Source organism: Kineococcus sp. AC630 (genome assembly GCF_979255925.1).
Genome location: NZ_CEEDMJ010000004.1, coordinates 17,699 through 30,858, shown reverse-complemented (window position 1 = coordinate 30,858; position 13,160 = coordinate 17,699). Strand labels below are relative to the sequence as shown.

Here is a 13,160-nt window from a genome sequence, read left to right as displayed (position 1 = left end):
ATGGCAGTCTGGAGCCATGGACCTCATCGCAGTCACCGGCGCCACCGGAGCGGTCGGCGGCCGGATCGCCCGGGCGCTGTCCTCGGCCGGTGTCCAGCAGCGACTCGTCGTGCGTGACGCCTCCCGCGCCCCGGACCTGCCGGGGGCCGGGGTGCGGACCGCGGGCTACGGCGACGCGAAGGCGCTGAAGCACGCGTTCCACGGGGTCCACACGCTGTTCTTCGCCTCCGCGGCCGAGGACGAGCACCGCCTCGACCAGCACCGCTCGGTCGTGGAGGCCGCGGCCGCGGCGGGGGTGCAGCGGGTCGTCTACACGTCGTTCCTCAACGCCGCCGCGGACTGCACGTTCACCTTCGGTCGCGACCACTTCGCCACCGAGGAGATGCTGAGCGCGGGGAAGTTCGGGACGACGTTCCTGCGCGACTCCTTCTACTCCGACATCCTCCCGGAGTTCGTCGTCGAGGGAGCGCTGCGCGGTCCGGGCGGAGCGGGCCGGGTGGGTGCGGTCGCCCGCGCCGACGTCGCCGAGGTCGCGGTCGCCGCCCTCCTCGACGACGCCCACGCCGGCCGCAGCTACGACCTGACGGGTCCGCAGGCGCTGACGTTCTCCGAGATCGCCGCGACGATCTCCCGCGTCCAGGGTCGGGAGGTCACCTACGTCGAGGAGACGCTGGAGGAGGCCTACGACGCGCGGGCGGGTTTCGGCGCGCCCGACTGGATGGTGGAGGGGTGGGTCAGCACCTACACGGCCATCGCGAAGGGCGAGCTCGACGTCGTCTCGGACGACGTGGAATCCGTCACGGGCCATCCCGCGCGCAGCCTCGAGGACGTCCTCGCCGGGCGGTGAGGATCAGCGGACGGTGAGGTGCCGCGTCAGCACGCGGTCGCGTCCGGCGGCCTTCGCCGCGTACAGCAACTCGTCGGCCGCGCGCAGCAGGTCGTCCGCGCTGCGCGCACCGCCCACGCCGGTGAGGACCGCCCCGATCGAGACGGTGACGTGCAAGCCCGGGACCACCTCGTCCCAGCAGGTCTCGGACACCTTGCGGCGCAAGCGGTCCAGCCGCAACTGCATCCCGTCGGCGAGGTGGTCGACGCGTTCGGGGCCGGGCAGCAGGCAGACCAGGGCGAACTCCTCACCCCCGATGCGGGCGAGCACGTCACGACGGCGGACCTCCTCGCGCATGATCACCCCCAGCCGTCGCAGGACCTCGTCGCCCACGGCGTGGCCGAACGTGTCGTTGACCCGTTTGAAGTGGTCGACGTCGAGCAGGGCGACGCAGACGAGGTCGCGCTCGCAGGCACCCGCCAGGAGTTCCGGCAGGGCGACGTCGAAGGACCGGCGGTTGTCCAGACCGGTCAGCGGGTCCTCGTGGGCCTGGCGACCCAGCGACGCCGCCTCGTGGCGCAGCTCGCTGAGTTCCACCGTCTGCCCGAGGAGCCGGGCCCGCACCTCGGCCGTCTGGGTCCGCTGCGTCGACTCGAGGTCGTGGAAGCGGCGGTAGGCGGCGAGGGCCTCGCGGAACTGCCCGAGTTCCTCGTGGCACTGGGCGGTGTTGTGGAACGCCCGGGCGAGCACGCTCGCGTCGTGGACCTCCGTGGCCAGGGCGACGACGTCGTCGAACCGTTCGACCGCCTCGGCGAACGCGCGGCGGCGTTGCGCGTCCATCGCCAGGGTCTCCAGCACCCCGACCTCCAGTCCGCGGTACCCGTGCTCACGGGTGAGGGCCATGGCGGTGGCCAGGGTCGTCTCGGCGACCTCGGCGTCACCCAGGTACGCCGACAGGGTTCCGGAGTTCAGCAGCGACAACGCCTGCCGGTAGGGGTTCCCGACCTCGTGGGCGAGGACGAGCGCGCGCTGGGAGAGGTCGACCCCGCGGTGCAGCCGGTCGGTGTCGACCTCGCGTCCGGAGTGCGCCTCCTGCACCACGAGGTCGGCCGTGTTCGTCAGGAGGCAGAACACCGTCTCGCTCGACACCCCGCCGCCGGCGATCTCCTCGGACGCGCGGTCGAAGAGTTGTGCGGCCTCGGCGAAGTCGCCCATCGCGGACCGGATCGTCCCGGCCCGGTTGAACGTGCCCGAGCGCAGCTCCGGGTCGTCGAGGGTGAGGGCGCGTTCGATGCTGCGCTCGATCGACTCCAGCGCCTCGTCGTAGAGGGCGAGGTTCAGGTAGGCGAAGGACAGCAGGTTCAGCGCGTCGACCTGTCCGCCCCGGTCGCCGAGCCGTTCGGCGACCAGCACGGCCTCGTTGCCGGCGCGGGCGGCGTCCTCGACGTCGCCCAGGCGCAGGGCCTGGTTGCAGACGAGCCGCAGGGCCAGGGCCAGTGCGGTGTCGTCCCCGGCGGCGGCGGCGATCGCCACCGCCTGCTCGGCCAGCAATCGGCCGCCGCGGTAGTCGCCCCGGGTGCGGGCAGCCTCGGAGCGCGCCAGCAGGTCCGACGTGTCGTCGGTCGCTGTCGCGTCGCCCTGGGCACGCTCCGTCAGCACCCTGACAGCATCGACCACGGGCGGCTCACCTTGACAGTGCCCCACCCGGAAGGATCATTGGCCCGCGTGGATCTGCACGAGACCCTGGAGCGACTCGACGGGGGCCCGTACGCCCGGTACCGCTCGCTGACCGGTCGGCCCTGGCCGCTGGCACCCGGGGTCACGGCGACGCTGACGCACACCCAGGCCGACCCGTTCGCGCCACCGTCGCGGTGGGAGGTGCGTCTCGCCGACACCCCGTTCGCGGCGCTCGACCTGCGTCCTGCCGTCCGGCGTCGGGCCCTCGCGGGGTTCCTGGCCCGCTCGGCCGCCACCCCGCGGTCCGCCTTCCGGATCGACGCCGGCGGCCAGGAGGTGCTGCAGCGCAGCAGTTTCGAGGTCTCGGCCGACGGGAGTGCGCTGCTGCGCCTCGGCTACCACCTGCCGGGTCCGCGACGACGGATCGACGGCCGCACGGCCGCGGCCGACCTCACCCGGGAGCTCCCCGACCTGCTCGCGGACCACGTCCTCGGCGTCGACCTCGAGCAGGCCCGCGCGTTCGTCGACGCCGTCGAGGACGCCGACCACCTGCGCCGCGCCCTCCCCGGGAGGGGGCTCGTCGCCTTCGTCGCCGACGGTGCGGTGCTGCCGCGGGCCAGCGGCGTCGACGACCGACCCGCCCGTGACGCCGTTCCCTTCGCCTCCCCGGAGTCGCTGCGGGTGAGCGTCGACCTGCCGCACCGGGGTGCGACCACGGGCCTGGGGATCCCCACGGGCGTGACCGTGATCGTCGGCGGCGGCTTCCACGGCAAGTCGACGCTGCTGCGGGCTCTGGAGGCCGGTGTCCACGACCACGTGCCGGGCGACGGTCGCGACCTGGTCGTCACCACCGGCGACGCCGTCGCGATCCGGGCGGAGGACGGCCGCAACGTCACCCGCGTCGACGTCGGCGCCTTCGTCACCGGCCTGCCGGGCGGGCTGGACCCCCGTGACTTCTCCACCGCCGACGCCTCGGGGTCGACGTCGCAGGCCGCGGCGACCCTGGAGGCGCTCGAGGCCGGGTCGCGGCTGCTGCTGATCGACGAGGACACCGCGGCGAGCAACCTCATGGTCCGCGACGCGCGCATGCAGGAACTCGTCGCCAAGACCTCGGAACCGCTGAACCCCTTCGTCGACCTCGTCCGCTCGCTCGGCGAGGACCACGGCGTCTCGACCGTCCTCGTCGTCGGCGCCTCGGGGGACTACCTCGACGTCGCCGACCGGGTGCTGCTGATGGACTCCTACCGCTGCACCGACATCACCGCCCGGGCCCGTGAGGTCGCCGCCCGCCCGACCGGCCGGGTCGTGGAGGCGGGCCGGTTCCCGCCCGTCCGCCCCCGCGTCCCGGAACCGGGCAGCGTCGACCCGACCGTGAAGGGGAGGCGGCGGATCTCGGCCGTCGGCACCGACACCCTCCGCTTCGGCGAGCAGGACGTGGACGTCCGCGCCGTCCGTCAGTTCACCGACGCCGGCCAGGTCACCGGGGCGGGGTTGGCCCTCGACCACGCCGTCGCGGCCGGTCACCTCGACGGCCGGCGCACGCTGGCGCAGGTCCTCGACCTCCTCGACGCCGACCTCGCCGGTCCGGTCGCGGACTGGGTCGACGGTTCACCGGCCGACGTCGCCGTTCCCCGCCGGCACGAGGTGGCCGCCGCCCTCAACCGGCTCCGCGTCCTCCGGGTCCGCCGGCTGCCGCAACCGGAGCGCTGACCGGGACGCGGACCGGGCGCTGACCGGGACCAGGTCCCGAACCCACCGATCGGCCCAGCCAGAACCGGGACCACCCCGTCGATCCCCTAGCAGTGACGAACAGCGCGACCCGGCCGGACGCCAGGGTGACGGTCGTCGCCCTGGCCTGCGTCGCCGTGGGCGCGGCCCTGCTCCTCCCGGTGGGCCGGCCCGTGTCGTCCGCGCTGCTCGCGGGCGCCCACCTGGTGGCCGTCCTGGTCCTCGCCCGCGGGGCGCAGCGCCGCACCGACGACGTCGTCTGGCGCTGGTTCGCGGCCGCGTCGGTGGTCGTGGGCGTCCCGCCGGTGCTGGCCCTCGTCACGGGCGAGCGGAGCCTCGGGCTCCTCGGTGGGTGCGTCCTCGCGGCGATCCCCCTCGCCTACCAGGGGCTGGTGCGCTGGAACCGCTTCCGCACCTACACCTCCGACCCCGGTGACTTCCTCAACGGCCTCAGCGCGGTGCTGGCCTGCGCCGGCGCCGGGATCGTCGCCGAGCAGCGCTTCCACCTCCTGCCGCCCGGGTGGCCCGACTGGAAGGTGCAGCTCTGGCTGCTGGTCGCGGGGTCGCTGGTCATCCTGCTCGGGACCGCCCTGACGGTCGCCGGCGTCGGCGGCCTCTCCCGGGACCCCCGCACGTGGCTGATCGTGGCGGCGCTCGTCGGCGTCGGACTCGTCAGCTCGACCCTGCGCGGGCACCCCGGTGACGCCGTCCACGGCCAGGCCGCGTGGACGCTCGCGTTCCTGGTCATCGCCTACGCCTCCACCCGTCGCGGGCGACCGGTTCCCGTAGCCGCGACGAGCCAGGCCCCGGCGGTCGGCGCGCTCATCGTGCTCGCTCTCGCCGTGGTGGTGCTCGTCGCCGACGGACGGGCCGACGGCTGGCACGCGACGGCCTACGCCTCGGCCGCCATCCTCGGCATCACCTTCCGCGTCGTGCACCTGGTCCGCGAGCTCGCCCAGCTGGCCGAGTCACGCCACCAGGCCCTCACCGACGAGCTCACCGGGGTCGGCAACCGGCGCGCGCTGGTCCGCGAACTCGAGGACCTCGTCGGGCGGGGTCTGCCCGCGGCGATGCTGCTGCTCGACGTCGACCACTTCAAGGAGGTCAACGACCGGCAGGGCCACCACGCCGGCGACGACCTGCTGCGTCGCGTCGCGGTGAGCGTGCGGCGGGCCCTGCCCGCCGACGCCGTGCTCACCCGCATCGGCGGTGACGAGTTCGCCGTCGTCATGCCGGGCCGGGACGAGGACCAGGCCGTCGAGATCGCCGCCACGGTGCACCGGGCCGTCGCCGCGCAGGTCGAGATCGGGCTCAGCATCGGGGTGCGGTCGCTGCCCGCCGGAGGTTTCGACCCCGACCGGTTGCTGCGCCAGGCCGACGCCGCGATGTACACCGCGAAGACCTCCGGCGGGGGCGTCAGCCTCTACGACTGTGAGGTCGACGCCCGGCTGCGCGACCGGGCCGCGCTGGTGGCCGACCTGAAGGCCCTCGTCGGCGCCGGGGAGCAGCAGATGCGGCGCGAGATCGCCGTGCACTACCAACCGCAGCTCGACGTGGTGACCCGTCGGGTGGTCGGGGTCGAGGCGCTCGTCCGCTGGCAGCACCCCACGCGCGGACTGCTGCCCCCGTTGACCTTCCTCGACCTCGTCGAGGAGCACGGTCTGATGGACGCCCTGACCGTGCACCTGCTCCAGCGGGCGGTCGAGGAGTCGAGGCCCTGGAGCGACGGCGGCGTGCCGCTGCGCATCTCGGTGAACCTGTCCGCGTCGTCGCTGACGCACCCGGGCCTGCTGTGCCTGGTCGACCGCGTCCTCGAGCAGACCGGCCTCGCCCCGGGCCGCCTCGTCCTCGAGGTGACCGAGACGACCCTCATGGCCGACCCCGACCTGGCCCTCGCCGTCACCCACGAGCTGACCCGCCGCGGGGTCCAGCTGAGCATCGACGACTACGGGACGGGCTACTCCTCGCTGGCCTACCTGACCGACCTGCCCGCGACGGAGCTCAAGCTGGACCGCGCCTTCACGATGCGCGTGCTCACCGAACCCCGCACCGCCGAGATCGTCGAGGCCACCGTGGCGCTCGCGCACCGGCTGGGGCTGCGCGTCGTCGCGGAGGGGGTCGAGGACGAGGCGACCCTGACGGTCCTGCGGGGCCTCGACGTCGACGAGTCGCAGGGCTACCTGCACGCGCGGCCGTTGCCGCCGGCGGAGTTCGCGGCCTGGCTGGCGGCCGGAGCGCGGCGGGATCAGGTCGTGGGGGCGCCCGCGCCGCGCCAGGTCTGACCCTGCTGGGTGCCGCCCGGCACCTGGCCGGGCCGGCCGCCCGTCGGGTGGCGGCCGAACTGGCCGCCGCCCGGGAACCCGGACTGCTCCTGGGTGGTGCCGCCGGCGGCGTCACCGCGGGTCGCGGCGTATGCGACCCCGCCGGTCAGGCCGGTGACGACGACGACCGTCGCGATCGCGACGACCGGCTTCTGCCACCACGGCGACCGGCCCGGCGCGGCGGGGCCGGCGATCGGCTGGGTGAACGGCTCACTCACAGGGGACTCCTCGAACGCGGTGCCCACCGCCCACAGCGGGCGGTTTCCTCCCGACGGTCGGCACCGATCCTGTGATCTCGCCCAGGACGGGGTCAGGACGAGGTGGGAACTCCCGCGTGCGGGGGCACGCCGCACCCCGCAGGGTGGGCGGATGAGCACCGAGAGCACCGACAGCAACGAGAGCACCGATCAGGTCGACGTCTTCGACAACGCCGAGGTCCACGCCGTCGAGGAGGGCGGGAGCCGCGAGAACGCCCGCTCCTCCGACTCCGGCCCGATCCCCAGCCCCGCCCGCGACCCCCAGGACCCGTTCGGGCTCGAGGACGACGTCGCGGACGGGACCGGCGCGGGTGACCCGACGGCCGGGGTGCAGATCTCCGCGGAGGACCTCGCCGAGGCCGTCCCCGGCGACGACGGGCCCACCGGCACCCGCTAGTCCCTGGTGTCCAGGGTCGGCGTGGTCCCGCCGGACTGACGCGCGAGCAGGTCGCGGATCTCGGTGAGCAGCAGGATGTCCTCGGACGGGGACTTGGGCTCCGCGACCTCGCCCCGCTTGCGGAGGGCGAGCAGGCGGTTGATCGGGACGACGATCAGGAAGTAGACGGCGGCCGCGATGATCAGGAAGTTGATGACCGCGCCGACGATGGTCCCGACCTGGATGCCGACGATCTGCCCGTCGATCACGCGGAGCTTGATGACCCACGTCCCGTTCAGGTCGGGCGCGCCGCCGATCGCGGCGATGATCGGGTTGATGAGCCCATCGACGACGGACTTGATGATCCCCGAGAACGCCGCACCGATGACGACCGCGACCGCCAGGTCGATGACGTTGCCCCGCAGGATGAAGTCCTTGAAACCGTTGACGATGTTCACGGGAGTCCCCTTCTCGAGCTCAGTGGTCCGTGACCGACCCTAGGGGCGTGGATCACACGCGCACCAGACTCACGATCGTCGGCCTCGGGGCGGCGGGCTCGAGCCTGGCCTGGCGCCTGGCCGGCACCGCCGTCCCCTTCGACGTGGTCGAGGCCCCCCGAGGGGCGACCCAGCGGACCCAGGACCGCACCTGGAGCACCTGGGGGGCGAGCGGTCCGGGGCCGTTCGGTCACCTCGTCGCCGCGTCCTGGCCCCGGGTCCGCGTCGTGGGGGAGGACGCGGCCGTCACGGCCGACCTCGGCTCGTGGCGCTACCGGATGCTGCACTCCACCGACCTCGACCGGGCCGTCCGCGAGCGCCTCGCCGCTCACGGCGTCCCGATCCTCGAACAGGTCGTCGACGACCCCGCGTCGCTGGCGGGCCGGGTCGTCGACACCCGGCCCGTTCCGGTGCCGCGCACGGGTCGCACGCTGCTGTGGCAGCACTTCCTGGGCCACCGGATCCGCACCGCCCGCCCGGTCTTCGACCCGCGCACGGTCACGTTGATGGACTTCCGCACGCCGCAGCCCGCGGGCGGGGTCGCGTTCGGCTACGTCCTGCCGACGTCGCCGACGGAGGCGCTCGTCGAGTACACCGAGTTCTCCTTCGACCTGCTCACCGACGAGCAGTACCGGGACCGGCTGGGTTCGTACCTGGAGCGCGCGGCGATCGGGGCGCACGAGGTGCTGGGGGAGGAGCGCGGGGTCATCCCGATGACCGACGCGCGGTTCCCGACGTCGGGGGACCCGCGGGTGCTGCGCTGGGGGGCGAACTCCGGTTCGGTCCGTCCCTCGACGGGCTACTCGTTCACGGCCCTGCAGCACCAGGCGGACGATCTCGCCCGGCAGGCGGTGCGGGGGAAGGAGTTGCGGTTGCCGCCGGCGCACCGGCCGCGGCACCTGCTCATGGACTCCCTCGTCCTGCAGGCGATGGCCACCGGCCGGGTGGACGGTGCCCGGTTCTTCGTGGACCTGTTCCGGCGCAACCCGGTCCACCGCGTGCTGGGTTTCCTCGACGGTTCCACGAACCCCGTCGAGGACCTCCGCCTGATGGCGACGTCCCCCCGCTCCGCCATGCTCCGCACCCTCCTCGACCGTGATCTTGCTGGGATTCCCAGCAAGATCACGGGTGGGAGGTGAGGGTCAGGCGTTGAGGACGGCTTCGATGTCGAGCTCGAGGTCGACCTTGTCGGAGACGACGAGGCCACCGTTGTCGAGCTTCGCGTCGAAGGAGAGGCCGAAGTCGCGACGGTTGATGGTGCCCTTGGCCGAGAACCCGGCGCGGGTGCCGCCGTAGGCGTCGGGGCCGAAGCCGGAGACCTCGAGGCCGAGGGTGATGGGCCGGGTGACGCCCTTGAGGGTCAGGTCGCCGGTGAGGACGAAGTCGTCGCCGTCGTGGGTCAGCGAGGTGGAGCGGAACGAGGCGGTGGGGTGGTTCTCGATCTCGAAGAAGTCGCCGCTCTTGATGTGGCCGTCGCGCTGCTCGTTGAACGTCGTCACGGTGGTGACGTCGACCTCGGCGGTGACGGCCGAGCCGGCCGGGTCCTGGCTGGTGACGATCTCGCCGGACACCGAGCCCAGGCGACCGCGCACCTTGCTGACGGCCATGTGGCGCACCGTGAAGGACACCTCGGAGTGCGAGGCGTCGATGGTCCACGTCCCGGCCAGGTAGCCGGGGACGGCGGGCAGTGCGCCCGTCGTCGTCGTGGTGGTGGACTCCGCGTCCTTGGTCTTTCCGCCGAACCAGCCCATGGTGACCTCCGCTAGGTGTTTGCAGCTTCAACTGCTCAACCCCGACGGTACACGGCGGTCGTTCAAGCGTCAACTACTTCAGACGACGGTGCCCCGTTCGAAGAACCAGGTCACCACGAGGGCTCCCGGGTCCACGACCCCGTCGACGACGGTGTGCCGGGTCCCGTCGGCCGCGGCGCGGTAGGCGGCGTGCAGAGCGGCTACCGCCGGGACGTCCGCGACGTCGGCCCCGGCGAGGGCGTCGGCGGCCGGCGCCATCGCGTCGACGAGCGACCCGGCACCCGGTGCGGGTGCTCCGGCGCGCTGGACGGCGAACATCCCGGCCCAGGCCGCGTCGGCCAGTTCGTGGGTGCCGGCCTCGCGACCGCAGGACCGCGCGAACTCCGCGAACCACGGCCCGAGCAGGGTGGGGATGCCGGGGACGGAGGCGAACCCGACCGCGACGGCGTCGAACACGTCCGCGGCCAGGACCGGCGGCGTCTTCGCCAGGATCGCGTCGGCGGCGCGGGCCGCCTCCTCGAGTTCCGGGCCGAGGCCGCGCAGTTCCTCCCCCCGGGAGGACACCTGCTCCTCGAAACCTCGCCACCAGGCCAGCACGCGTCGCACGTCCAGGTCGGCCACCCGCGTCCCCGCGACCGCTGCGACCCTGCGTCCGTCCTCGCGCAGTTCCAGGACGTTCTCCACCGGGGTGGCGACGTCCGTCGCCACGCGGGTCGTCTGTCGTTCCTTCACGGTGCACCTTCCTCAACGCCGAGGATCACGCTCCGAACGAGCGTGGCACGCGGTGCGACGGATCGCCACCTCTAGTGTGGCAGCGTGGACGTGGTGCTGAGGGGGGTCGAGGAGGCCGACTGGCGGCGCTGGCGCGACCTCCGTCTGCGCATGCTCGAGGACACCCCGCTGGCCTTCACCGAGACCCTCGAGACGGCCCGCCACCACGACGAGGCCGAGTGGCGCTTCCGCGTCCGCCGCACCCGCGAACCGGGGAGTTCCACCGTCGTCGCCCAGGCCGGCGAACGCTGGGTGGGCACCATGAGCGCCTTCACCCACCCGCAGGAGGGACTGTTCCTCGTCTCCGTCTTCGTCGATCCCGCCCACCGGGGTGCAGGGCTCGCGGACCGGTTGCTCGCCGAGGTCCTGCGCTGGGCGCGCAGTCGCCCCGGGGCCACCCGCATGACGTTGCACGTCCACGAGGACAACCCGAGGGCGCAGGGCTTCTACCGTCGCTGGGGTTTCCGCGACACCGGTGTCCGGGTCCCCTACGACCTCGACCCGACGCAGGACGAGGTGGAGATGCGCCTGGAGTTCGCCGAACCCGGTCGCTGACTCCCCGGCGTGCGTTCCCGGGTTCCGAGGTTCCCCTCGAGGTGGTGCTGGAGCACTCCGGGACCTGATCGTCCCGGCCAGGACGTCGCAGACTCCAGGAGGTCACGGAGAGTAGTCCCAAGAACAACCTCTCAGTGCTCAAGCGTGCTCAGGAACCCGCCGATGCTCGGGTTGTCGGTGACACTCAGTCCCGGCCCTGACTGACTGGAGCTCGACGTGACCATGCCCCGCACGCTCGCCGCCGTCCTCGTCTCCGGTGCTCTCCTCGCCGGTGGCGCAGCCCTGGCGCCCGCCGCGTCGGCCGCCGGGAACCCCACCGGCACCACTGGTCACCTGCGCACCGTCACCACCGTCACCACCACCGTCAAGACCGCCGCGAAGGTCACCGCGACCACCGACGGCCACCTCCGCTCCGTCGCCGACGGCCACCTCCGCTCCGTCACCGCAGGTCACCTGCGCTGACACGCCGGGCCCTGTGTCCATCCGGGTGCTCCGCTCGGGGGAGGATGGACCAATGGCCAGGATCGAGGACTACGCGCTCATCGGTGATCTCCACACCGCCGCGCTGATCGACCGCACCGGATCGATCGACTGGCTCTGCTTCCCGAGGTTCGACTCCCCGGCCTGCTTCGCCGCGTTGCTCGACACCCCGGACGCGGGACGCTGGCGCTTGGGACCCGTCGGTGGGGCCACGTGCAGCCGCCGCCGCTACCGCGGCAGCTCGCTGATCCTGGAGACGGAGTGGGACACCCCGGACGGCACCGTCCGCGTCACCGACTTCATGCCGCCGCGCGGCAACCACCCCGACGTCATCCGCATCGTCGAGGGCCTCGAGGGCGAGGTCCGCATGAGTTCCGAGCTCGCCCTCCGCTTCGACTACGGGTCGATCGTGCCGTGGGTCCGCCGGCGCGGCGACGAGCTCGAGGCCGTCGCCGGCCCGGACTCGGTCTGGTTCTGGAGCACCACCGACATCCAGGGACGCGACCTCACGTCCGTCTCCGACTTCGTCATCACCGAGGGTGAGCGCGTCCCGTTCGTCCTGACGTGGGGCAAGAGCCACGAGAAGATGCCGCACCGCCCGGACCCCTTCCACGCACTGCAGGACACCCTCGACTTCTGGGGGGACTGGAACCAGGCGGAGACCGTCGAGGGGCACTGGGAAGAGGCCGTCACGCGGTCGCTGGTGGTGCTCAAGGCGATGACCTACGCCCCCACGGGGGGAATAGTGGCCGCGGTCACGACGTCGCTGCCCGAGGAGATCGGGGGCACCCGCAACTGGGACTACCGGTACTGCTGGCTGCGCGACGCCACCTACACCCTGCAGGCCATGCTGCTCTCCGGCCACGTCGAGGAGGCCGGGGCCTGGCGCGACTGGCTGCTGCGGACGGTCGCGGGCGACCCCGGCGACCTGCAGATCATGTACGGCCTCGACGGCACCCGGCGCCTGCCCGAGATGGAACTGCCGTGGCTCAAGGGCTACGAGGGCTCCTCCCCGGTCCGCATCGGCAACGAGGCCGCCGGCCAGCTGCAGCTCGACGTGTGGGGAGAGGTGCTGGACAGCCTCTTCCTCGCCCGCCAGGCCGGCCTGGAACGCGAGGACGACTCGTGGAACCTGCAGAAGGCCCTCATGCACCACCTCGAGGCGCGGTGGCAGGAGGCCGACAACGGTCTGTGGGAGATGCGCGGCGACCGCCGCCACTTCACCCACTCCAAGGTCATGGCCTGGGTCGCGGCGGACCGGATGGTGCGCAGCGTCGAGGAGTTCGGCCTACCCGGACCGGTGCAGCGCTGGCGTCGCGTGCGGGACGAGATCCGCGCCGACGTCCTCGCCAACGGGGTCTCCCCGACGACGGGGACGTTCACCCAGTCCTACGGTTCCGACAACCTCGACGCGAGCCTGCTGCTCATCCCGCGCGTCGGTTTCCTGCCCTTCGACGACCCGCGCGTCGTGGCGACGGTCGACGCGATCCAGCGCGACCTCACCCAGGACGGGCTCGTGATGCGTTACCGCACGGAGGAGTCCGGCGACGGGCTCCCCGGTACCGAAGGGGTCTTCCTGGCCTGTTCGTTCTGGCTCGTCGACGCCCTGCACGGCATCGGCCGGACCGAGGAGGCGCGGGCGCTGTTCAACCGCCTGCTGTCGCTGCGCAACGACGTCGGGCTGCTGGCCGAGGAGTACGACCCCGTCTCCAAGCGTCAGCTCGGCAACTTCCCGCAGGCCTTCAGCCACTTCCCGCTCGTCGTCGCCGCCCACCACCTCACCAGCGGTGACGGCGGCGGACGCAGCGACGAGGTGAGCGACGACGTGTCCGACGGGGTCGAGGAGACCCTCGGCGGCGAGGTCCCCGCCCAGTCCTGACGAGCTGCGGGCCCCTCCGCTCGGGTGAGCCGAGGGGCCCGT

At 73.0% G+C, this 13,160-nt stretch carries 13 protein-coding genes; 8 read left to right on the top strand and 5 right to left on the bottom strand.

The features are described from left to right. Nucleotides 1–16: 16 nt before the first annotated feature. Nucleotides 17–847 carry an SDR family oxidoreductase gene (locus AC0I8G_RS05310; RefSeq protein ID WP_471729006.1) on the top strand — a complete coding sequence of 277 codons (831 nt, stop codon included), beginning with the start codon at nt 17–19 and terminating at the stop codon, nt 845–847. 3 nt (nt 848–850) lie between these two features. Here AC0I8G_RS05310 and AC0I8G_RS05305 read toward each other — a convergent pair whose 3' ends face one another. Further along, entirely contained in the window at nt 851–2,485 is a 1,635-nt protein-coding gene (locus AC0I8G_RS05305; protein WP_471729005.1) for a diguanylate cyclase, read from the bottom strand. A 66-nt stretch (nt 2,486–2,551) separates the two neighbouring features. On the opposite strand from AC0I8G_RS05305, the gene AC0I8G_RS05300 reads away from it, so the two are divergent. After that, nucleotides 2,552–4,213, top strand: coding sequence for a P-loop domain-containing protein (locus AC0I8G_RS05300; RefSeq protein ID WP_471729004.1), 1,662 nt, complete (start codon nt 2,552–2,554; stop codon nt 4,211–4,213). Between the two features lie 92 nt (nt 4,214–4,305). Further along, entirely contained in the window at nt 4,306–6,513 is a 2,208-nt protein-coding gene (locus tag AC0I8G_RS05295; protein ID WP_471729003.1) for a putative bifunctional diguanylate cyclase/phosphodiesterase, read from the top strand. Here AC0I8G_RS05295 and AC0I8G_RS05290 read toward each other — a convergent pair. Then, the gene (locus AC0I8G_RS05290) at nt 6,477–6,770 is read right to left on the bottom strand and encodes a hypothetical protein (protein ID WP_471729002.1); all 294 of its coding nucleotides are present in this window, start codon (nt 6,768–6,770) and stop codon (nt 6,477–6,479) included. The genes AC0I8G_RS05295 and AC0I8G_RS05290 overlap by 37 nt on opposite strands. Nucleotides 6,771–6,921: 151 nt before the next feature. Between AC0I8G_RS05290 and AC0I8G_RS05285 the strand changes: the two genes are divergently transcribed. Next, nucleotides 6,922–7,206, top strand: coding sequence for a hypothetical protein (locus AC0I8G_RS05285; RefSeq protein WP_328293886.1), 285 nt, complete (start codon nt 6,922–6,924; stop codon nt 7,204–7,206). Here the strand turns inward: AC0I8G_RS05285 and mscL are convergent. Beyond that, nucleotides 7,203–7,643, bottom strand: coding sequence for a large conductance mechanosensitive channel protein MscL (mscL, locus tag AC0I8G_RS05280; RefSeq protein WP_471729001.1), 441 nt, complete (start codon nt 7,641–7,643; stop codon nt 7,203–7,205). The genes AC0I8G_RS05285 and mscL overlap by 4 nt on opposite strands. A gap of 47 nt (nt 7,644–7,690) precedes the next feature. Here mscL and AC0I8G_RS05275 point away from each other — a divergent pair, with 47 nt between their 5' ends. Next, nucleotides 7,691–8,821 (top strand): lycopene cyclase family protein, encoded by a 1,131-nt coding sequence (locus AC0I8G_RS05275; protein WP_471729000.1) that lies wholly within the window; start codon nt 7,691–7,693, stop codon nt 8,819–8,821. A 3-nt stretch (nt 8,822–8,824) separates the two neighbouring features. On the opposite strand, the gene AC0I8G_RS05270 is transcribed toward AC0I8G_RS05275, so the two are convergent. Next, complete coding sequence (locus AC0I8G_RS05270; protein WP_471728999.1) at nt 8,825–9,433, bottom strand: YceI family protein; 609 nt, start codon at nt 9,431–9,433, stop codon at nt 8,825–8,827. A gap of 78 nt (nt 9,434–9,511) precedes the next feature. Continuing rightward, nucleotides 9,512–10,165 carry a DAK2 domain-containing protein gene (locus AC0I8G_RS05265; RefSeq protein ID WP_471728998.1) on the bottom strand — a complete coding sequence of 218 codons (654 nt, stop codon included), beginning with the start codon at nt 10,163–10,165 and terminating at the stop codon, nt 9,512–9,514. Nucleotides 10,166–10,249: 84 nt separating this feature from the next. On the opposite strand from AC0I8G_RS05265, the gene AC0I8G_RS05260 reads away from it, so the two are divergent. From AC0I8G_RS05260 to AC0I8G_RS05250, 3 genes are all read left to right on the top strand, one after another. Next, nucleotides 10,250–10,759, top strand: a complete 510-nt coding sequence (locus AC0I8G_RS05260; RefSeq protein ID WP_471728997.1) for a GNAT family N-acetyltransferase — start codon at nt 10,250–10,252, stop codon at nt 10,757–10,759. A 216-nt stretch (nt 10,760–10,975) separates the two neighbouring features. Beyond that, nucleotides 10,976–11,221, top strand: coding sequence for a hypothetical protein (locus tag AC0I8G_RS05255; RefSeq protein ID WP_471728996.1), 246 nt, complete (start codon nt 10,976–10,978; stop codon nt 11,219–11,221). A 52-nt stretch (nt 11,222–11,273) separates the two neighbouring features. Continuing rightward, complete coding sequence (locus tag AC0I8G_RS05250) at nt 11,274–13,118, top strand: glycoside hydrolase family 15 protein (RefSeq protein WP_471728995.1); 1,845 nt, start codon at nt 11,274–11,276, stop codon at nt 13,116–13,118. Nucleotides 13,119–13,160: the final 42 nt, after the last annotated feature.

Excerpts from the sequence above, each read along its gene's own strand:
- AC0I8G_RS05270 (WP_471728999.1), bottom strand. The coding sequence starts at position 9,433 with ATGGGCTGGTTCGGCGGAAAGACCAAGGACGCGGAGTCCACCACCACG.
- AC0I8G_RS05310 (WP_471729006.1), top strand. The coding sequence starts at position 17 with ATGGACCTCATCGCAGTCACCGGCGCCACCGGAGCGGTCGGCGGCCGG.
- AC0I8G_RS05250 (WP_471728995.1), top strand. The coding sequence starts at position 11,274 with ATGGCCAGGATCGAGGACTACGCGCTCATCGGTGATCTCCACACCGCC.
- AC0I8G_RS05285 (WP_328293886.1), top strand. The coding sequence starts at position 6,922 with ATGAGCACCGAGAGCACCGACAGCAACGAGAGCACCGATCAGGTCGAC.